The organism is Xiashengella succiniciproducens (genome assembly GCF_023674465.1).
Lineage (GTDB): Bacteria > Bacteroidota > Bacteroidia > Bacteroidales > Marinilabiliaceae > Geofilum > Geofilum succiniciproducens.
This window is the reverse complement of record NZ_CP098400.1, coordinates 1693311-1713599: the sequence shown is the minus strand read 5'-3', so window position 1 is coordinate 1713599 and position 20289 is coordinate 1693311. Positions and strand designations below refer to the sequence as shown.

General features: G+C 41.2%; 17 protein-coding genes. 2 read left to right on the top strand and 15 right to left on the bottom strand.

Annotation, left to right across the window (positions count from 1 at the left end):
- Position 1 precedes the first annotated feature (1 nt).
- Positions 2-1171 (top strand): tetratricopeptide repeat protein, encoded by a 1170-nt coding sequence (locus M9189_RS07250; protein ID WP_250722020.1) that lies wholly within the window; start codon positions 2-4, stop codon positions 1169-1171.
- Between the two features lie 138 nt (positions 1172-1309).
- Here M9189_RS07250 and M9189_RS07245 read toward each other — a convergent pair whose 3' ends face one another.
- The 4 genes from M9189_RS07245 to M9189_RS07230 form a co-directional block, all read right to left on the bottom strand.
- Positions 1310-2602 (bottom strand): serine hydrolase domain-containing protein, encoded by a 1293-nt coding sequence (locus tag M9189_RS07245; RefSeq protein ID WP_250722019.1) that lies wholly within the window; start codon positions 2600-2602, stop codon positions 1310-1312.
- Positions 2603-2709: 107 nt separating this feature from the next.
- A complete protein-coding gene (locus tag M9189_RS07240) occupies positions 2710-3306 on the bottom strand; it encodes a thioredoxin family protein (protein WP_250722018.1) in 597 nt (198 codons plus the stop codon).
- A 19-nt stretch (positions 3307-3325) separates the two neighbouring features.
- Positions 3326-3802 carry a TlpA family protein disulfide reductase gene (locus tag M9189_RS07235; RefSeq protein ID WP_250722017.1) on the bottom strand — a complete coding sequence of 159 codons (477 nt, stop codon included), beginning with the start codon at positions 3800-3802 and terminating at the stop codon, positions 3326-3328.
- Between the two features lie 36 nt (positions 3803-3838).
- A complete protein-coding gene (locus M9189_RS07230; RefSeq protein WP_250722016.1) occupies positions 3839-5080 on the bottom strand; it encodes an Lnb N-terminal periplasmic domain-containing protein in 1242 nt (413 codons plus the stop codon).
- A 411-nt stretch (positions 5081-5491) separates the two neighbouring features.
- Between M9189_RS07230 and M9189_RS07225 the strand changes: the two genes are divergently transcribed.
- Complete coding sequence (locus tag M9189_RS07225) at positions 5492-6619, top strand: hypothetical protein (protein WP_250722015.1); 1128 nt, start codon at positions 5492-5494, stop codon at positions 6617-6619.
- Here M9189_RS07225 and M9189_RS07220 read toward each other — a convergent pair.
- From M9189_RS07220 to rimO, 11 genes are all read right to left on the bottom strand, one after another.
- Positions 6616-7530, bottom strand: a complete 915-nt coding sequence (locus tag M9189_RS07220; RefSeq protein ID WP_250722014.1) for a dihydroorotate dehydrogenase — start codon at positions 7528-7530, stop codon at positions 6616-6618. The genes M9189_RS07225 and M9189_RS07220 overlap by 4 nt on opposite strands.
- Positions 7524-8294 (bottom strand): dihydroorotate dehydrogenase electron transfer subunit, encoded by a 771-nt coding sequence (locus M9189_RS07215; protein ID WP_250722013.1) that lies wholly within the window; start codon positions 8292-8294, stop codon positions 7524-7526. The genes M9189_RS07220 and M9189_RS07215 overlap by 7 nt, the downstream gene beginning before the upstream one ends.
- Positions 8295-8381: 87 nt before the next feature.
- Entirely contained in the window at positions 8382-8846 is a 465-nt protein-coding gene (locus M9189_RS07210) for a helix-turn-helix transcriptional regulator (RefSeq protein WP_250722012.1), read from the bottom strand.
- A gap of 695 nt (positions 8847-9541) precedes the next feature.
- Positions 9542-10048, bottom strand: a complete 507-nt coding sequence (locus tag M9189_RS07205; RefSeq protein WP_250722011.1) for a flavodoxin — start codon at positions 10046-10048, stop codon at positions 9542-9544.
- A gap of 34 nt (positions 10049-10082) precedes the next feature.
- The gene (locus tag M9189_RS07200; RefSeq protein ID WP_250722010.1) at positions 10083-12134 is read right to left on the bottom strand and encodes an alpha-ketoacid dehydrogenase subunit alpha/beta; all 2052 of its coding nucleotides are present in this window, start codon (positions 12132-12134) and stop codon (positions 10083-10085) included.
- 77 nt (positions 12135-12211) lie between these two features.
- The gene (locus M9189_RS07195; RefSeq protein ID WP_250722009.1) at positions 12212-13540 is read right to left on the bottom strand and encodes a dihydrolipoamide acetyltransferase family protein; all 1329 of its coding nucleotides are present in this window, start codon (positions 13538-13540) and stop codon (positions 12212-12214) included.
- Positions 13541-13938: 398 nt separating this feature from the next.
- Positions 13939-15402, bottom strand: a complete 1464-nt coding sequence (locus M9189_RS07190) for a tryptophanase (RefSeq protein WP_250722008.1) — start codon at positions 15400-15402, stop codon at positions 13939-13941.
- 481 nt (positions 15403-15883) lie between these two features.
- Positions 15884-17113, bottom strand: coding sequence for an isocitrate dehydrogenase (NADP(+)) (locus M9189_RS07185; RefSeq protein ID WP_250722007.1), 1230 nt, complete (start codon positions 17111-17113; stop codon positions 15884-15886).
- Between the two features lie 94 nt (positions 17114-17207).
- Entirely contained in the window at positions 17208-17555 is a 348-nt protein-coding gene (locus tag M9189_RS07180; protein WP_250722006.1) for a hypothetical protein, read from the bottom strand.
- A 275-nt stretch (positions 17556-17830) separates the two neighbouring features.
- On the bottom strand, positions 17831-18943 hold the full coding sequence (locus tag M9189_RS07175; RefSeq protein ID WP_250722005.1) for a DNA polymerase III subunit gamma/tau: 1113 nt from the start codon (positions 18941-18943) through the stop codon (positions 17831-17833).
- A gap of 50 nt (positions 18944-18993) precedes the next feature.
- The gene (gene rimO, locus M9189_RS07170) at positions 18994-20289 is read right to left on the bottom strand and encodes a 30S ribosomal protein S12 methylthiotransferase RimO (RefSeq protein ID WP_250722004.1); all 1296 of its coding nucleotides are present in this window, start codon (positions 20287-20289) and stop codon (positions 18994-18996) included.

Sequence of the window (20289 nt, the reverse complement as noted above, 5' to 3'; positions counted from 1 at the left end):
AATGAAAAGGATTATTTTACTATTGTTCTCAGTAATTGTTGCAGCATCAGCCTTTTCTCAGAAGGGTAAAGTTACGATTGCATCTACTATGATTGATAACGGTGACCTTGCTACTGCTCAGGAAAGGATAAATGAAGCATTGGCTAATGAGACTACTAAAACATGGCCAAAAACCTATATAGTTGCTGCTAAACTGGCTACTGCACAATATAAGCAGGGAGCAGGTGTCGAAAGAATTATCGATGCTGCTGATTATTATTTCCAGGCAGCTGAACTCGACCAAAAAGGTAATGCAAAGGGAAAGGGCATAGGCAAGTTTGCTAAAGAACTTAAACTTGCTCTTACTTTCTTTATGCCTGATTTTCAAAATGCAGGTATTGATGCATTTAACGAAGAAAACTTTGACAAGGCAGCTACCATTTTTGAAAAGGCTATTCTCATTAATAAATTACCTCTTTATGAAGGTGATAAACTGCCTGAGGATTCTGTATTCATTTATTATACTGCTCTTGCTTCTTTTAATGCTAAGTCATACGAAAAGGCAGAACAGTATTTTAATAAGAGTATAGACCTGAATTTCCAAGGTGGCGATGCAATCTTGCTGCTTAACGAAATCTACAAAGAAACAGGTGCTGATGAAAAGATTGTACCAAATCTTAAAAGAGGTGTAGAGCTTTATCCAGATGATCAAAGACAAATTATCGCACTGATAAACTATTATCTGGAATCAGAACAATCAGATGATGCTCTTACTTATCTGGATGCACTTATTGAAAACAATCCTACTGATGGAAACTACTTCTATGTTAGAGGGTTCCTTTACGATAAGAAGAAAGAATATGAAAAGGCTGAGGCTGACTATACTAAAGCTGTAGAACTAAGGCCTGATTTCTTTGATGCAACATTGAACCTTGGTTATCTATACTATAATATCGGTGTTGACAAATTCAACGCTGCTAACGAACTTAGAGACATGAGGGAATTCGATAAGGCTCGTGATAATGCTGAGGAATATTTCCGCAAAGCTTTGCCTTTTGTAGAAAAAGCTCACGAATTGAAGCCTGAAGATCCTTATGCAATGGAAACTCTTAAGACTCTTTATTATCGTTTTAATATGAACGATAAGTATGATGAGATTGATGCAAAACTGAAAAGCCTAAGTCAGGAATAGGACATTAAAAATATCCGGTCAACTAAGACCGGATATTTTTATATATATTCCATTTAACATAATATCAATTATGAGACAAGAAGATTACAATAAATGTACAACATAATTATCAGAGACATCTGAAATAAAGTCACACACTTACATTTCTGAACTTGAGACAAGGTCAAATTCATTCCAGACTTCAGTTTTGGATATTCCTTTATGCATCATTCTACGAATCTCATTTGCCAGTTTCGGACCTTTCCAAGTGCTTGTATTCAGCAATACAACATAGCAATATCCATCTGGACGACTGACCATCAGTGCTGAAGTTCCCGCCAATGTACCAGTGCGGTACAACTCACCACGAATAACGCCACGCCATCCAAAGGGTTGAAAACCCAGATCAACAGGTGTTATCATTTGCTTAATACTTTCTGGAGACAAGATATCAGCAGGCTCAGGATTTCCATCCAATGCCAGCATAAGTTTCATTAAGTCAGTAGATGATGCTATCCAGCCTCCTGCAGCACCTAGTGTATAAATGTCATTTCCACCATATGAACGTGGTACTGTATCTTGTCCATTCATAAAATCTACTACAGGTTCACTGTCGGATGGCTCATAATACCTGACTTCCAGAGGGTTTTTCTGTTCGGGAAAACTGTATCCAAGTTGCATATCATAGATCTCAAGCGGATACAAAATGGCAGTTTTTATATAATCTTCATAACTCTGGCCGCTAACTGCTTCAATAACCTTGCCCAGTATAACGTAGCCCAGGTTTGAATATGAAGATGACGTTCCTGGCTTAAAATGAAGTCTTTTACCAAGCATAAAGCGGATAATGTCTTCATCACTTACTGGCAGTTCCTTGCCTAGCTTTTGGGCAATTACAGTGGGCATAAACATTGGATCTCCCCACCTGTTAGTCCAGCCACCTGAATGATTAAGTAGGTGCTTTACTTTAATCTCCTCTACTCTCTTATCCTTGTAATTGTCAAAGGGAGATATATTTAAAATACCATTAGGGCCAAATACATTATCTTCAAGCGATAGTCTGCCCTCTTCTGCCAATTTCATAATTCCAGCTGCTGTTACAAGCTTGGAAACACTTGCAATCCTGAAAAGATGATAAGGTTGAACAGGTTCCCCACTCTCTACATCAGCATAGCCATAACCTTTGGCATATATCAATGTCCCATTGTGAGCAACTGCTAATGAAGCTCCTGCAATTTCCCATGATCGCATAAACTTTTCCATCTCCCTGTCAACAAGATGGAAGTCTGTGCCATTAGAATATATACCAGAAATTCTGAGTGAGACTGTTTGGGGAACCGGAGGAATAAAGTCTGTTCCTAGTGTTCTGATGGAAGGACCGTTAATGTAGTTAAAAGCCAAACCTGATAAAAAGCCAATACACAGTATTCCCAAGCTTTTTCTTACATTCATAATTGCTTGTGTTACAAGTATCCTGCGCAAAAGTACTTATAATACTTTATTTAAAACAAAAAAGGCAGCATGAAATTAATCACACTGCCTTTACTTTTGGATGTTTATTATTTGAATTTTATAGTACAACCTACTGCTTTAGTTTCTGTTCTGGCAAGTGCTTTTCCTTCAAGTAGTGCATTAACAGCGTCTACAACATAGGCCTCTCCCACATCATTGGGATCCTGTGAATTGTCATCGATTGCGCCAATATAGGCTACTTTAAAACTTCCACCTTCGTTCTTCAGCACAAATACATGTGGGGTCTTTGTTGCTCCATATTTTTTGAACAATTGAATGTCATCAAGCAAATATGGGAAGTTAAAGCCTTTGGCTGCAGCATTTGCAACCATATTAGAAAAACTATCAGCTTCTACTATTGTGGAGTCATTTGGGTTAATTGCAACTACTGGGAATTGTTTGCCACCAAATTTGTTCTGTAGGTCAATAATCCTGGTTTCGTACAACTTGGCATAGGGACAATGATTGCATGTAAACACCAGTATCACACCTTTTTGATCCTTATAATCACTCAGGGATACCCACTTGTTGTCAACTCCCTTTAGTTTGAAATCAGGTGCAATATCTCCTGGTTTTAGCTGGGCATTCAGCATAACAGCTGCCAACATAACAAACATTGTACTTAAGATGATTCTTTTTTTCATAGGTTCTGCCTTTTAGGTTTTACAACAAACTCTCAATCCACTTTATAATTGTCTCATAATTAGTCTCTCCTTCATGAAAAAAGCGCTTCCCTTTATACATTATTATAGTAGCAGGAATTGCTCCGCTCCATGTGGGGTCCATAGCCTCGATCCATTCTCCGCCTCTGGGAGTTATTGTCATCAAGACTTCATGCTTAACCTCGTTAGTTTCAAGGAAAGGTAATACACGACTATCTTTCTGGTTTGGAAAATCCAGATTTGCCATTATTACCTTTACAGGTTTTCCTTTGTATGTATTCGGAATCTTGTTGAATTCAGGGATCTCCTTGACACATGGCTGACACCAGGTTGCCCAGAAATTCAACACGAAAATGGTATCAGATGCCTTCTCAACTCTTTGCTTCAGTTTTTCCACCGGAACATCTTCAATCTTTCTAGCCTCAGCATGGCCTCCAATTACTGCAGTCAACAGTAGCAAGATCCAAATTCTCCTCATCGCATATTAGTTTATCAGCTTACTAACATACGAATCTTATCTTTGTTCACCTTTGTGCGAAGTGTTGAATAACATCAATTTAACAATCAGTAGTATCCAAATTGGTATCAGTACAACAGGTATTTGTTGGCTCAGAAAGGGTGAAACCAGGGCAAAAATTAGTATTAACGATGCGAATATCAGTCTTAGGTACTTACCTGTACTGTTTTTGCTTACTGTTGGGATGAAGAGCAACAAATAAAGTGGATGTGCCCACAGGATGTTCCAGTTTGGTCCGGTAACACTATGTGATGTAAAAAACCAGAGAAAGATTATTAGTAATCCAATCATTGAACAAATAGATAGCAGAACCACATTAATAGGCCTGGTGCTTTTGCCTTGCTTTTTGCTTAGCCATGTATGTGCAATAATCATAATTGCAAGGAGGCTGAGTACAAAGGCCGGAGTGAAGGTCCCTGGTTTGCTTTCCACGGTACGCCTGTCAAGCAGTGTTGAGGTACTACTGACAAGGTGTCTTCCATCTTCACTGATCCGGGCATCGGCAAACTGGTACATCAGGAAATCAGGAAGAAACTGAACCGTAGTGGCATTAAGCTTTTCATCGGTTGGTTGGCCTAACAATAGATCCAAACCCAACCTGGTCCAGGGCCTGTTTTTAAGATATACGGATATTACATCACGGAAACTCATTGCTGAGTATGTTTCTCTTTCTGGAAACTCAACCGTAAGTCCTATGTTATTCACAACTATATCCCTTACTCTTGTTGCGCAGTTGTCATAAAAGAAGTGATACTTGTATGCACGATTGGCTGGCCTATAATTCTCCGATAGTGCTTCGAATAATTTGTTTCGTTCCTCATATCTTAGTCTCAGTACCTGTTCGGTAATACCACGTCCATCCAGATTATACTCGTATATAAAGTTATCATAGTGGCTGACTGATAACATATAGTCCAACTCACCACGCATAAACTTAAGGTAAAAGTTGGGAGTGTTAAAATCAAAGGTTCCATAGTTAAATACATAGTCTATCCCTAGTACTGAGTCACTGACCCTGATAGCTGAGTGACCAAATAAACTGTATAGTTCTTCACCGGGGGAACATGTGAGTATAGAGATCCTGCTTTGCTCTGAAAGTTGACCAAACAGGGCTGTCGAACTGTTTAACAAAATATAAAGGCCTAGAATAAGATATTTCAGACTTTCTTTGCAGTAGTGAAGGAATGACACAAAATAATTTTTCTCTCTGGTACTGGAGCTCTTTGGTCCTTTGTACATACAACTATAGTTTTCCATTTGTGCAAGTTATAAAAAAGAGCTTTAGAGTTAATACAGTTACCTGTGTTTGAAGGAAAATTACATTTCAATACGAATTGATCCTGCTTTTGTAAAGATGTAAACACACCCTTAGTTTATAGTGTTACATATGTGTACTCTAAATAGTTTACAAACAGCAACACTGTAATAAATTGTTCAAGTCCTATGTATTAAGCACATTTCAATTGGCTTGTCACACTAATTCTGGGACTATCAAAGCATTGCTCAGTATAAGACAGTACTTAAAACAGGCTTAAATTTACCCTTGATAGATCACTAAATTACCTGCTTAATAATTTGCTTAATTTTCTGCTTAATTATACTTTTATCAATTAATGACAAGCTACAACCGTCTTATGATTTACCTATATTATGCATAGAGTTGGCAGGAAAATACGGGATCAGCTTCGTGGACAGATACCCGAACTATTTCCGGGTATTGAAAGGGTGGTTGTATTATACTATGACAAAAGCGGAAAATGTGGTGGTGAGGATCTTATGCAGTCAGGGCAGGGCTATAGGTCGCATACCCTACTAGCTGATTCCATGTTATCATATTTAAAAGAACTTGCAGGAAAGGCGCCTGGTTATCTATGGCTTTCTCCTTCACAGTTGCCTTTCGAAACCAGGACTGCAGGTGGTGGACAGCTTGATATATTCGCCGAACTTAGTTATACAGTTTTACAACTCCGCATAAAATCAGAGGATGGTTTGGATCTGTACTACCTATTTTTCAGGGATGATCAGAGCAATCTAGGTATATCACGAAACCAGAGTCCTCTTGATACTGCGCAGAAGGCGCTTATAGGATCTCTTGCATACCGCTTTGTGAGAATGCTTTATGACAACAATCTGGAGTATAAAGCATTTATTGTTGAGTTTACAGAATTAAACCAACGCATTTTTGGTGGAAAATCTAAGGATAATGATCCTGGTATTCCAGCAAAATGGATTGAATCCTGGGCCAATAACAGGTTAAAAACAGCATCTGATGATTGCGGAATTTCATTACAGCTCTCCAGTGATGCAGTTGAGAAACTATCCAGAGTAACAGATTTTGAAACAGCAAATAGGGCGCTTGAGCAGGCTATCAGGTTTACCCTTATGAATGCAGTGGTACTTTCTTTGAACGAAGCTGTTGTAGAGGCTGCATATATCCGTTTTGACCTTCCTGAGAGCCCTGCATCGTCAGTAAAAGCAACAGAGCTTAATCCTGCACTCTCACGCAACAGAATGAAGAAAACGGCCTCCTTTCTTGATAAACTAGAGGCCGCGGCATATAAGATATTGAAGAGTGGTGATGAGTTAACAGGGAGTGCTGTTGGCCGTTCCATGGAAAAGCCAATATCAGCTCCTGCGATAACTGATGCTATTCGTAAAAACAGGGAGAATATACTCCAGCTCCTTGAGCAACATCCGGAGAAATGGCAATTGATCAGGTCTTATTTCAAGCCACTTACAAACATACTACCAGAATCAGATTCCAGAAAAATTGGTTAATCGCAACGCAGCGCTCCTATAAGTTCTCTTATTGATGCTATGTTGTTTTCTTCAAGATAGTTCTTTACTCCTTCAATAACCTTAACAGTGACCTGAGGATCTACAAAGTTTGCAGTTCCTATCTGAATTGCAGTGGCTCCTGCAAGCATAAATTCAATTGCATCAGTAGCATTGCTTATACCTCCCATGCCAACTACCGGTACTTTAACTGCACAAGCAACCTGCCAAACCATCCTTAGAGCTACAGGTTTTACTGCAGGACCAGAGAGACCGCCTGTTATTGTTGACAGTACCGGACGTCTAGTCTTTGCATCTATGGCCATGCCAAGAAGAGTGTTAATAAGTGAAAGGGAATCAGCTCCACCTGATTCTACACTTCTTGCTATTTCAGCTATATCTGTGACATTTGGGGATAGTTTTACCATCAGGTGCTTGCTGTAAACCTTTCTGACCGCTGTTGTAACAGCCTCTGCCGAAGCGCATGAGACACCAAAGGCCATACCCCCTTCTTTAACGTTAGGACATGATATATTGAGTTCTATTCCAGGAATATCATCCAGATCATTAATCTTCGATGCAGTTTCAACGTAGTCATCTATTGTGGATCCTGAAACATTTACCAGGATGCTGGTATTGTACTTCCTGATTTTGGGATAGATTTCGCTGATAAAACGATCCACACCAACATTCTGAAGTCCGACGGCATTAAGCATACCCATTGGGGTTTCTGCCATTCTTGGATAATCATTACCTTCCCTGGGTTTTAAGGTTGTTCCCTTAACTACAATACCGCCAAGGTCATCTATATTAACGAAATCCTCATATTCGCGGCCATAACCGTAAGTTCCCGATGCTGTCAGAACTGGATTTTTCAGCTTCAATGAGCCTATTTCGACTGAAAGATCTACCATTGTAAATATTTTGAATCAAATACTGGTCCTTCGGTACATACACACTTGTTGCCATCTTTGGTCTTGGTGACACAGCATAGGCAAGCGCCTATGCCACATGCCATAAGATTCTCAAGGGAAACCTGACAACTTAAACCATGTCTGTCTGCATACTTTGCGATTACCTTCATCATTGGGTCAGGTCCGCATGTGTAAATATGCCTGAAATCAGGTGTTTCAGTTCTCATAACAGGGTGATGGATAACATATCCTTTGGTACCAACGCTACCATCCTCTGTTGTGACGTTTACTTCTCCAAGTTCCCTGTAAGCCTCAAGTCTTACAAGTCCTTCAGCATTTCTGGCTCCAATCAGATATCTTGGTTGTATGCCGTGATTCTTGAGGTAACGGCCGAGAAATAATAGCGGAGCAACTCCGCAACCACCGCCTATTAACAAGACCTCATTGCTTTCGGGCAGTGTATATGGTTTCCCAAGGGGATAAATAAGGTTCAGAAGACTTCCTTCCGGTAGCGAACCCAGTCCTTTTGTTCCCTTTCCTACTTCCTGAATCAGGAGTTTTATTTCCTGACGCTCATAATCAACATCATGAATTGAAAGGGGACGGCGCAGATAAACAGAAGACTCATTTGGTACGCGGACTTCTGCAAATTGACCTGGAAGCATCTCTGGCAGCTCAAAACCCTCAGCACGAAGTGTCAGTACTATGTACTCGTAGTTTTGCCTTTGATTGCTAACTATTCTGAAATCATGGATGTACTTCATGTGGTATAATTACGCATGTAATGCTTATTTCCGACACAAAGTTAATGCTTTTTCGGCATATTAGGGCACTGCGGTCCTAATTTATACTCAGCCCTCAGGAAGGTACTCGGTAAAGGTTTTATCGCTGTAAAACACCACGATTTTCTCTATTCTCCTGTCACTTGCTCTCTGAACAATTGCTTCTTCATGCTGCTCTTTTCCAACTTCTTTTCCAACTGTCTTTCTTTCATCCGGATCGGCTTTTACCTTGGAACTAAGGTAAACCGGAGTATCCTCATCATTAAGTGAGGAAAAGAGGTCACTAGGAATACGCTTTCTCTCATTATTTACTGAAGCCTGCGCACTATTGTACATCTCGCCCCTTCCCCTTATAAGCCAGTCAGTGCTGATTTGAGGAAAGGCAACAAGGATTTTCTGAATAAAATCCAGACTTGGATTGTTTCTGCCTGACAGAATGTGACTAACGCTTGATCGCTGCACACCAACTTTCTCAGCGAAACGAACTGGTGTAAGGTCTTCTCTGGCTAACAGTTTTTGTAAACGATCTTTCATGGATTTGCACACATAGGTTTGAAACTGATTCTACAAATATAGCACGTTGGTTTACAAAATGCAAATAGGAGATCCATGCGTTGATGTTTACATATGTTGCATGTATGCGACATATTTAAATATTCCTGGAGTCACACTTTTGATAGTATCTCCAGCACTTTATATAAACCAAACTATTCTCTTGTATCTGAGGGTTTTTCTAAATGAGTAAAACTGTTTAATAACCGCAGAATCCAGGGTTTATAAACCGCCTTTGGGAATTAATGGCTGTCTTATTGCTGCAAAACACTGCTGATTTTCAGGATCCTGGAATGGCAATGCTTGTATATTTAAGTATTACTTAATATAAGGCATTTATAATACTGGATATTAATGATATAATACGTTATTACGACCCGTATTTACGCTATTTTGTATTTTTATACGTTCAATTTTACTAAGTCGTTGAAGTGTCTATTTATATATATTATCTAATAAATTGATATTGAGATTTATAGCTTGGTATTTCTTGTGATTGTATATGTCTTTTTGCGTAATTCCTAAGGTTATTCTCGTTGGGTTACATGTGTAAACATCCCTGCACGCTCCTATTTGGGTTTGCTAGTGTGTATTCATTAGCTATAATATGACTCTGTATTGCAAAAAAAAAGGCATCCTGGTGGGATGCCCTTTGCATACATTAAGTAGATACTATGTCAGTTGAACTCTTTTTTGAGTTGCTCTGCCCATTTATCAATCCTATCGCTGGTTAAAGCTGACTGGTTTTCAATATCCAAAGCCAGACCGCAGAATTTATCGCCTCTAAGGGCTCTGGAGCTCTCAAACTCATAGCCTTTGGCAGATGTATAACCAACAACTTTACCACCGTGTTCTTCAACGAATTCGGCCATTATGCCTATTCCGTCTACGAAGTTTTCCGGATATTTCTTCTGATCTCCTCCGCCAAAGATGGCGAATTTCCTGCCTTTTAGAGGTTCCTCTTCTATTTCAGGCAGAAACTCATCCCAATAGTTGGGTAGTTCACCGTCAAACCATGTTGGAACTGCAAAAATAAAGTTGTCAAACTTCCTGAAATCTTCAACTGTGGCAATGTCCACATCTATTTCCTCACAGTTTTCTTCCCCCAGATGCTTAATAAGCTTCTTGACCTGCTGTTTGGTCTTTACGGAGCGAAAGCTGTAAAATATACCTACCTTCTTCATATAATGAATGTTTGATCTTATTTAACAAAATATACTAATACTGGAGGAGCTCTTTGGCTGCCTTAAGTATCTTGTCGGTGTTTGGAAGAATTGCTGCCTCAAGAATACGGTTGAAACCTACAGGCGTATAGGTTGAACCTACCCTCTTGATTGGTGCATCAAGGTATTCAAACGCAATATCAGCAATTGTAGCGGCAACTTCACCACCGAATCCTCCGAACACTTTATCTTCATGTACTATCATTGCCCTGGCAGTTTTCCTGACAGAATTTACAATTGCTTCTGTATCCAGCGGAGAAAGTGAACGAAGGTCAAGTACTTCGATATCTGCAATGCCTTCTTTTGCCAAAATTTCAGCTGCTTCGAGACAGAAGTGAGTAGCATTTCCATAAGTAATCATGGTCATATCACTACCTGCTCTCCTGATTCTTGCCTTACCAAAGGGTACTTCGAAGTCATCAGGAAATGGTGTGGCTGCCTTGGGTGAGTTGTATAGTGCCTTAGGCTCCAGAAAGAGAGTAAGACCTTCTGAACGGATGGCAGTTCTCAACAATCCTGCTGCGTCATCAGCAAAAGAGGGATATACTACCCTAACTCCAGGGAAGGTTGTCAATGCCCCTTCAATGGTCTGTGAGTGATAAAGTCCCCCACCTATGTAACCTCCGGATGCAAGACGTACAGTTATATTTGGTGAATATTGTCCCTTTGTTCTCCAGTATTCATGGGTAGTCTCCACAAACTGTTCCATAGCAGGCCAGAAGTAGTCTGCAAATTCTGCACCTTCAACAACAATTCTGATATCCTTGTTAAAACGTGACATTCCGTTGGCTGTACCCATGATAAAGTCCTCAGCGATCGGGGCGTTGAAAACCCTACGCTTGCCAAACTCATGTTGCATTCCCTTGGTAACGTTGAAGATTCCTCCTTTGTCCTTGTTTGCCACATCCTGTCCCCAGATATAGGTGTGGGGATTATGGTGGAACTCAGCTTTAAGGGTCTCATTTAGAGCCTCAATAAGCTTCTTTTTGTCACCTTCGTGGCTGTGTAAACCATCAGGGTATTTAGCAGCTGGATAGGGCTCAGGAACAACGAAATCAAATATAGATTCCGGACTTGGGTGTGGAGCAGCCATACCTGCTTTGTGAGCTGCCTTGACCTCCTGAGCCACCCTGTCCTCGATTTCCTTTAATTCTTCTTCTGTAGCTCTCTTGTAGCGCAACAGCATACGTTTGAACTTTGCTAAGGGGTCATATTCCTTCACATAGCTTAGTTCGTTTTCGTCTCTGTAAAGCTCATGTCTGTCGCTGTTACTGTGTGAACCGATACGAACACAATTGGCCTGTACTATAGATGGTTTTTGTTCCTTCTTGGTCCATTCAACAGCTTCAGTCATTGCATTCATTGAATCGAACACATCCTTACCATTACAATAGATTATGCGCAGGTTCTTAAAGCCCTCGAAGTTCTTGGCAACCTTACGGTTTGCTGTCTGATCTTCCTTTGGAACAGATATCCCGTATCCATTGTCCTGAAATACGAAAACAACCGGTAATTGCTCATTTGAAGCACCGTTGATGGCTTCGTAAACGTAGCCTTCGGATACGGAACTCTCACCCTGGCTGCTAATAACCACAGCATCTTTTTCTTCGTAGGTCTTTAGTGCACGACCAAGTCCTGATGCATGAAGGGTGTGATTACCGGTACAGCTACTAACATTGTGTATGTTCCAGGATGGTTTTGCAAAGTGGTTTGACATATGTCGTCCGCCACCTGCTACATCGGCATCCTTTGAAATACCGTTAAGTATAATCTCTTCAGCCGTCATACCAGCTGAAACAACGGTTACAAGATCCCTGTAGTAGGGAAATAAATGGTCTTTATTTTTTCTGAAAACCTGGCCAATAGCCAGTTGTATACCATCATGGCCTGCAGCCGGAGCATGGTAAGACCAACCTATGGCTTGCTTCAGATAATTGGGTGCACGTTCATCAAGGGTACGTCCGAGAAACATCAGATAGTACCACTTCAGAAGCGTGTCTTTATCAGTCTTTTTAATTGAATACCTGACAGGAACGTTACTTTTCATAATTGTTATGTAGTTTTTTGCTTTTCAACCTCATTAATACTAATAATTCAGGTGCTACTGCACCTGAATTATTCAGTTTAGACTTCTGTGTCAATATCCCATTGCTCCAGATAATCGGCGATCTTTCGCAGGAAGAAACCTCCCAGGGCACCGTCCACCACTCTGTGGTCGTACGAGAGCGACAGGAACATCTTATGGCGGATTGCTATCACATCACCAGCAGGAGTTTCCAGTACAGCAGGCTTCTTTTCAATTGTACCTGTTGCAAGAATTGCTACCTGAGGCTGGTTGATAATAGGTGTACCTATAGCGTTTTTAAACGAACCGAAATTTGTTATTGTAAAGGTGCCTCCCTGGATATCATCGGGTGAAAGCTTGTTGTTTCTTGCCTGTACAGCAATACGGTTAATATCTGTTGCCAGTCCTACGATATTCTTCTGATCGGCATTCTTGACAACGGGAACTATCAGGTTACCTGAAGGAAGTGCAACTGCAATACCAACGTTTACATTCTTACGATAGATTATGTTTGTACCACTTACTGCTGCATTAATACCCGGATAGTCGCGCAATGCCTTGGCTGCTGCCCATGTGAATACCGGCATAAAGGTCAGCTTTTCACCGTATTTCTTTTCAAATTTGTCTTTATACTTATTTCTCCACAATACAAGATTTGTAACATCTGCCTCTACTATTGAGGTAACGTGTGGGGAAATTTGTTTTGACAATACCATATTCTCTGCTATCAGCTTACGCATACGGTCCATTTCGACTACCTCGTCGCCATCCCAGGCCTTAACTTCAGGTGCCTTTACAGCGGGACGAGATGGAGCTTCTGGAGATGCTGGTGTGGTAGCTGGCTTGGGTGCTGCAGCTTGAGTTGTCGGTTGACTACCTCTTGACTTGAGGTATTCAAGCAAGTCATCTTTTGTAAGACGACCGTCTTTACCACTGCCCTTTACTTTGTCAAGTTCGCTCAGCGAAATACCTTCCTGCTTAGCAATGCTCTTTACAAGCGGCGAATAAAATCGGTCGCTACCGCTATAATCGCCCTTCGCATCGCTTATTGCTGCTGCAGGTGCTGCTTCAGCCTTGGTTTCAGCTGGTGCTGCTGCCTCTTCAGCCTTCTCTGCCTTAGGTGTTTCCGGTGTTTCAACCCCACTTCCATCAAGGCTTACTACTGCAATAACCTCACCCACGGGTACGAGGGCATTGACTTCATATCTGATCTCCTTAATAACCCCTGCTACGGGAGAAGGAATTTCCGAGTCAACCTTGTCAGTTGCTATCTCAAGTAGCACCTGATCTTCTTCAACAGTGTCGCCGACTTTGACAAACCACTTTGTAATGGTTGCTTCTTCAACGCTCTCACCCATCTTGGGCATTACTAAATCAAATGTTGACATATTGAATTGATTTTGTTCTTAATGTTTTTATTTCTCTCTTCCTAATTAGCATTTTATTTTCTGATAGAGCTTCACGAAATACCGTCGTGTCGCCCTCTGCCTTATTTTCGTACTCTAATAACAGCATTATCAGATTTTTGTTCTTGGAATAAGAAAATTTGTCCTTTTGCTTCGAATGTCGTTTCTATCAGAATCGTACAACATAAAAACCAATGCTACAATATCGTATTTTATCTGACTGTTTGTCAACTGATTATATATAATTCGCTGGATAGTTTAGAATTCTATCCCTACTTATGTCATAACTGTTGTTTAATCAACATAGAAAATAATGATAAAAAAAACAGCTGCCTCATGGGAGGCAGCCGTTCACAATTTTTAGTCCAGGGCAGGCAGAATTACAGACTATCTCCGAAATCTGCCTTGTATTTTGCGACAAGCTTTTCAGGCCAGTCGGACACAGCATCCAATCTTCCAACGAAGAAGCGCAGTACCTTGGGTTCGTCAACAAACTTAAGTCCACCGATCAGGTCCCTGTTTTTATACAGCCAGTGCATGCGGTCTATAACAAACTTAGTTTGTGACAGAGTGAATACTCTACGTGGGAAGGCCAGACGAAGCAACTCCATATCCGAAAGTATATCATTACCATTCTCATCCCTTACACTAGATACTGTACCACGTTCCATACCCCGGCAACCTGATACTATGTAAAAGGCTGCGGCAAGGGCTCCTGCGGGATACTCAGTCTGAGGAATATGAGGCAGAAATTGCATTGCATCAATATGTACCCCAAGAGCACCACCTGGCATAATTACAGGTATACCGAGTTTGTCCAGCTCCTTAACCGTGTAGTCGATAAACCCGGGTGATTGGCTGATAACTGTTTCATCGGTTGTTTCGATTAAACCAACAGCCATGGCTTCTACTTCCCTTACCGACATTCCACCATAGGTCAGGAAGCCTTCATACAGAGGTACAAGGTCACGCATCTTGAGAAAGAGCTCCTTGTTGTTGGTACAGATACCACCTCCACGAGTAGAACTAACCTTGCGGCTGGAGAAGTAAACTATGTCACAGATTCCGCACATGGTTTGAAGTATCTCCTTAATGCTTGAATTTGCAAATTCAGCTTCGCGTTGTTTGATAAACCAGGCGTTCTCTCCTATCAAACTGGCATCCAGCACTATGATAATGCCATGTTGGTCAGCCACCTTGCGAACCTCACGCATATTTGCGATAGAGAAAGGTTGTCCACCAATCAGGTTGGTTGATGCTTCAAGACGGATAAAAGGAATCCTTTCTTTTCCGTATTTTGCTATAAGGGCTTTGAGTTTTTCAATATCCAGGTTTCCCTTAAAAGGGTTATTGCTCTTTACTATAAGTGCCTGATCAGTAAAAATTTCTGCAATTTCACCTCCATTCAGGTCGATATGCGCCTTGGTTGTAGTAAAGTGGTAATTCATCGGTACCACATCCCCTGGTTTTACAAAGGCCTTTGCTACAATATTCTCAGCTGCTCTACCTTGGTGAACCGGCAAAACAAGTGACTTACCGAATACTTCCTTTATGGCGGACTCCATCCTGTAAAAGCTTTGAGAACCTGCATAAGCATCATCTGCATGGTGCATGGATGCCAGTTGGTTGTCGCTCATTGCATTGGTACCGCTATCTGTAAGCATATCAAGGAACACATCCTTGGTACTTAGTAAAAATGTATTGAAGCCCCCTTCCCGTATGGCGGCCAGACGTTCGTCAATGGGCCTCAGGTGTAGTTTCTGAACTATCCTGACCTTGTGCAGTTCTACCGGAATCTCTTCTCCACTATAGAATTTAATGCTGCTTTTTGAGTTTAGGTTCATGATGAATATCCCTTTAATGAAATTGCTTTGGTTAACAATTATTGATTTTTGTTTTGATGTCCGAAAATAATTAAAAGTGTTGTTATAATTGAAAAAATACATTAAGATCATTAGTTCCGACCCCTAGTTTATTTTCATTTTAAAAAAGGAAAAAGGTTTAGCTTAGTTGGATTAACTGCATTTTTATAGGCAGAAGCCGTGGAATCGCACTGTCAATGCAGTAAGCAGGCTGAATTTGCCTTAATGATTTTCAATCTGAAAAACCATAGTGTTGATGATAGATGGACGGTAAAGGAGCAGGTACTACAAGAAGTTTGGCTCACAAGAGATGAATGTCCTGAAAAAAAAGTGGCAGTATCGCGAGATACTGCCACCTGATAATAACATAAAGAATATCTGAAACCAGATTACTAATTTTATTACTCAATCTTAGTCCTTATTCAGGTTCTAAGGCTGGTATTAATTCTTGTGTATCTGTGTTTTACTGTGCCAGTTTTTTGTCCAGCTGTTTTTTAATAGCTTCCATAAACTTCTCAGTGGTCACATAGTGATTATCCCTAAGCTGGGCTCCATGTATTGTAAGGGCAAGGTCCTTTGTCATTACTCCACTCTCTACAGTTTCAATACATGCAGCTTCTAGGTTTTCTGCAAACCTAGCCAGCTCATTGTTTCCGTCAAGTTTTGCCCTGAAAGCCAAGCCTCTGGTCCAAGCATAGATTGATGCAATTGGATTTGTTGAAGTTGGCTTGCCTTGCTGATGCATGCGATAGTGACGGGTTACCGTACCGTGGGCTGCTTCTGCTTCGATGGTTTTGCCATCCGGAGTAATCAGCACTGAGGTCATAAGTCCTAGTGAACCAAAGCCCTGAGCCAAAGTGTCTGACTGAACGTCACCGTCGTAGTTTTTGCAGGCCCAAACAAAACCACCATCCCATTTCAGAGCAGCAGCTACCATATCGTCAATAAGCCTGTGTTCATAGCTTATTCCAAGTTCTTCAAACTTAGCCTTGTACTGAGTTTCATATAGTTCCTGGAAGATATCCTTAAAGCGACCGTCGTATTTCTTTAGAATTGTGTTCTTGGTTGACAGATATAGTGGCCATTTCTTGTTTATGGCCATATTAAAGCAACTGTGAGCAAAGCCGGTAATACTTTCATCGGTATTAAACATGGCCATTGCCACTCCGTCTCCATCAAAATTATACACCTCGTACTTCTGAACTTCACCACCATCAGAAGGTGTAAAGCTTATTTCGAGCTTTCCTTTCCCCTTTACCACAAAGTCTGTAGCCCTGTATTGGTCACCAAAGGCGTGACGTCCGATACAGATAGGTCTTTCCCAACCGGGAACCAGTCGGGGTATGTTGTTGATAATAATTGGTTCTCTAAATACTGTGCCGCCAAGAATGTTACGAATTGTACCATTGGGTGATTTCCACATTTTCTTAAGACCAAACTCCTCTACCCGTTTCTCATCGGGAGTAATTGTGGCACACTTGATACCTACGTTGTACTTATTGATAGCATTGGCTGCTTCTACAGTCACCTTATCATCTGTTGCATCTCTGTTTTCAATACTCAGGTCATAGTATTTAATATCCAGATCAAGATAAGGTAAGATCAGTTGATCCTTAATCATCTTCCAGATGATACGGGTCATCTCATCACCATCCAGTTCTACAACCGGATTTGTTACTTTAATTTTACTCATCGGTTTATGTTTTACTGATTCAAAGTTTGGCAATAACTTATATCCGGTGGTATTAACAAACAAATGGTTAAAAATGTTGAAGCGCCCCGGTTTTTCATTCCAAATCGAGATTGAACTTTTGAGTTAGTAGTGATAATGAAGGATTCTTCTCCATCATTATCTTCAGCTTCTCAGATGCAGTAAAGGCCTGCTTTTGGGTACTTTTTTCCTCCATATTGACAACTACGGTCAACTCTAAGTTCTCGTTACTAAGTTTTTCTCTCAGGTAAGCCATCAGGTCCTGCTTTGAATTCATTATCTCTTCTGCCTGAATTGGAGCTGAAAGTTGCAGACTTATGATATTAGGTCCCTTAAGTGTGGGCTTGTAATTGGAAAGAATAATTGAGAGTCTTGTATTCTCAGACTTAACTATTGCTGCATACTCATCCCAGACTTTCTGCAAGTTCTCTGGATCAACTGACTTATTTGCAGAAGATGCTGATCTATCTTGTGACGTTTGTTCAGCTTGTTTCCCGCTTTGTGATGTTGCCTCAGGATTCTTTAGCAGGTCCTTGAGTGACGGGGCACTAATTCCCCGTCGTGAAGGAATGCCACTATCGGCTGATGGCTTTGAAATACCTCCTCCTGGGACAGATCCCGGCTGAGTAGTTGCTCCAGAAGATGATGGATTTGCTGGTGCTGAGGCTCCGGCGGATGCCTGTGCAGCCGCCTTTTTAGCTAATTCAGAAGCTTTTTTTTTTCGCTTAATATCCTCGAGAGGGATAAAAGCGTGAATTCAACCTGGAGTCTTTTGTTTCGTGCAAGCCTGTAATTCATTTCGCATTCATTACAGAGCTTTAGTGCTTCATACAGAAAGTCGTTGCTACAGTTCTTAGCCTGATCCAAGTATTTCTGCTTTATTGTAGAACCGACTTCGAGGAGAGCTACAGTTTGTGGATCACGGCACATCATAAGGTCTCGCAGGTGACTGCTAAGTCCGGAAATAAAGTGACTGCCATCAAAGCCACGGTTTAATATCTCATTAAATATCAACAATGCTGATGTGGTGTCTTCCTTAAGGAAAGCATCAACAAGCCTGATATAATAGTCATAGTCCAGCACGTTGAGATTGGTAATTACCTGCTGGTAAGTGATGTTGCGACCGCAGAAAGCAACTATCTGGTCGAAGATAGACAGTGCATCACGCATTGCTCCATCGGCCTTGGTTGCTATAACATTCAGGGCCTCATCCTCTATCTCAACTCCTTCTTTCTGTGCTACAAGTCTTAAATATTTACTTGCAACCTCGACGGTAATCCTATTAAAATCAAAGGTTTGACAGCGAGAGAGTATGGTAGGAAGTATCTTGTGCTTTTCAGTTGTTGCAAGTATGAAAATCGCATGTACCGGTGGCTCCTCCAGGGTTTTCAGAAAGGCATTGAATGCGCTTGATGACAGCATGTGAACCTCGTCGATGATATACACGCTGTACCTGCCCATCTGCGGGGCAACCCTTACCTTGTCAATAAGCAGACGGATATCATCCACAGAGTTGTTGCTTGCTGCATCAAGTTCGTGGATATTATAGGAGCGGTTTTCATTAAAGGCCTTGCAGGAAGTACATTCGTTACATGCTTCAAAGTCAGGCCCCAGGTTTTCACAGTTTATCGTCTTTGCAAAGATTCTGGCACAGGTTGTCTTTCCCACACCACGGGGACCGCAAAACAGATATGCATGCGCCAGTTGCTTATTTTTTATAGCATTCTTAAGGGTTTGGGTAATATTCTCCTGACCCTCTACCGAACTAAAGGTGCCTGGTCTGTATTTTCGTGCCGATACAATGTATTCCATAGACACAAATCTATCTTATTTTTTGCAGCCGTACAAGCAGGTAGATTAATTTACCTCACCTCACCTATCAGATCATATTCTCCTGCTCCTGTGATATGTATATTGTAGAAAGATCCAATGTTAAGATCTTCAGAACTGTCTATCAGCACTTCAGGGTCAACCTCAGGACTGTCAAATTCGCTGCGACCCACCCAGTATTCTCCTTCCTTACGATCAACAAGTACCTTCATTACTCTGCCGACCTTGGCTTCATTATGGGCAAGACTGATGCCACTTTGCAGTTCCATTATCTCCTCTGCTCTTTCCTGCTTAACTTCTTCGGGGATATCGTCTACGTAGTTTTTATATGCATAGGTGTCCTCCTCATGTGAATAAGGAAATACTCCAAGACGTTCGAATTTCATTTCGGCAACGAAGTCCTTAAGTTCCCTAAAATCCTCTTCTGTCTCCCCTGGATGACCGGTTATCATGGTAGTTCTCAGATGCATTCCTGGAACCACCTCACGCATTCGTTTAATAAGATTGATGCAGTCTTCTTTGCTTACATTGCGTCTCATAATCTTCAACATATTGTCGGAAATATGCTGAAGAGCCAGGTCCAGGTAGCTGCAAACTTTGGGATTGCTTGCCATCACATCAAGTAGTTCCATTGGAAATCCTGCAGGGTATGCATAGTGCAGCCTAATCCATTCAATACCTTCTATTTCTGAGAGCATCTGAACTAGTTCGGGGAGTTTCTTATCCTTATAAAGGTCCAGACCATAATAAGACAGATCCTGTGCTATTACCTGAAGTTCCTTTACCCCTTTGGAAGCCAGCAGAGTGGCTTCTTTTAGGATGCTTTCCATACTTCTTGAAGTGTGTTTTCCAGTAATCAGTGGAATAGCGCAATAGGAACAATTGCGGTTACATCCTTCAGATATCTTTAAATAGGCATAATGGCCCGGTGTAGTAAGTGAGCGTTCATTTTTAAGGTCTGCCCTGTAGGGCATCCCCATCTCACTAATAAGGCTCTTCCAGTCGAATTTCCCATAGAACCTATCCACTTCGGGGATTTCTACACTCAGTTGCTGCCTGTATCTTTCCGATAGGCAGCCCATAACAAAGAGCTTTCGTATTTTTCCCTGCTTCTTGGCTTCAGCAAAATCCAGAATGGTCTCAATAGACTCTTCCTTGGCATCGCCAATAAAACCGCAGGTATTAATCACCACCACCTCACCCCCGGGCTGGGACGGATCATGCTCAACCAGGTATCCTCCAGCCTGAAACTGCCTGATAAGGAGTTCTGAGTCAACCAGGTTCTTTGAACATCCCAGGGATATTACATCCACACGTTTCTTTTTCAT

What these genes read in the sequence shown, in the direction of transcription:
- M9189_RS07245 (WP_250722019.1), bottom strand. Translation starts at nt 2,602, where the DNA reads ATGAATGTAAGAAAAAGCTTGGGAATACTGTGTATTGGCTTTTTATCA.
- M9189_RS07235 (WP_250722017.1), bottom strand. Translation starts at nt 3,802, where the DNA reads ATGAGGAGAATTTGGATCTTGCTACTGTTGACTGCAGTAATTGGAGGC.
- M9189_RS07240 (WP_250722018.1), bottom strand. Translation starts at nt 3,306, where the DNA reads ATGAAAAAAAGAATCATCTTAAGTACAATGTTTGTTATGTTGGCAGCT.
- M9189_RS07215 (WP_250722013.1), bottom strand. Translation starts at nt 8,294, where the DNA reads ATGAAGTACATCCATGATTTCAGAATAGTTAGCAATCAAAGGCAAAAC.
- M9189_RS07250 (WP_250722020.1), top strand. Translation starts at nt 2, where the DNA reads ATGAAAAGGATTATTTTACTATTGTTCTCAGTAATTGTTGCAGCATCA.
- M9189_RS07185 (WP_250722007.1), bottom strand. Translation starts at nt 17,113, where the DNA reads ATGAGTAAAATTAAAGTAACAAATCCGGTTGTAGAACTGGATGGTGAT.
- M9189_RS07205 (WP_250722011.1), bottom strand. Translation starts at nt 10,048, where the DNA reads ATGAAGAAGGTAGGTATATTTTACAGCTTTCGCTCCGTAAAGACCAAA.
- M9189_RS07225 (WP_250722015.1), top strand. Translation starts at nt 5,492, where the DNA reads ATGCATAGAGTTGGCAGGAAAATACGGGATCAGCTTCGTGGACAGATA.
- M9189_RS07220 (WP_250722014.1), bottom strand. Translation starts at nt 7,530, where the DNA reads ATGGTAGATCTTTCAGTCGAAATAGGCTCATTGAAGCTGAAAAATCCA.
- M9189_RS07230 (WP_250722016.1), bottom strand. Translation starts at nt 5,080, where the DNA reads ATGTACAAAGGACCAAAGAGCTCCAGTACCAGAGAGAAAAATTATTTT.
- M9189_RS07210 (WP_250722012.1), bottom strand. Translation starts at nt 8,846, where the DNA reads ATGAAAGATCGTTTACAAAAACTGTTAGCCAGAGAAGACCTTACACCA.
- M9189_RS07195 (WP_250722009.1), bottom strand. Translation starts at nt 13,540, where the DNA reads ATGTCAACATTTGATTTAGTAATGCCCAAGATGGGTGAGAGCGTTGAA.
- M9189_RS07190 (WP_250722008.1), bottom strand. Translation starts at nt 15,402, where the DNA reads ATGAACCTAAACTCAAAAAGCAGCATTAAATTCTATAGTGGAGAAGAG.
- rimO (WP_250722004.1), bottom strand. Translation starts at nt 20,289, where the DNA reads ATGAAAAAGAAACGTGTGGATGTAATATCCCTGGGATGTTCAAAGAAC.
- M9189_RS07200 (WP_250722010.1), bottom strand. Translation starts at nt 12,134, where the DNA reads ATGAAAAGTAACGTTCCTGTCAGGTATTCAATTAAAAAGACTGATAAA.
- M9189_RS07175 (WP_250722005.1), bottom strand. Translation starts at nt 18,943, where the DNA reads ATGGAATACATTGTATCGGCACGAAAATACAGACCAGGCACCTTTAGT.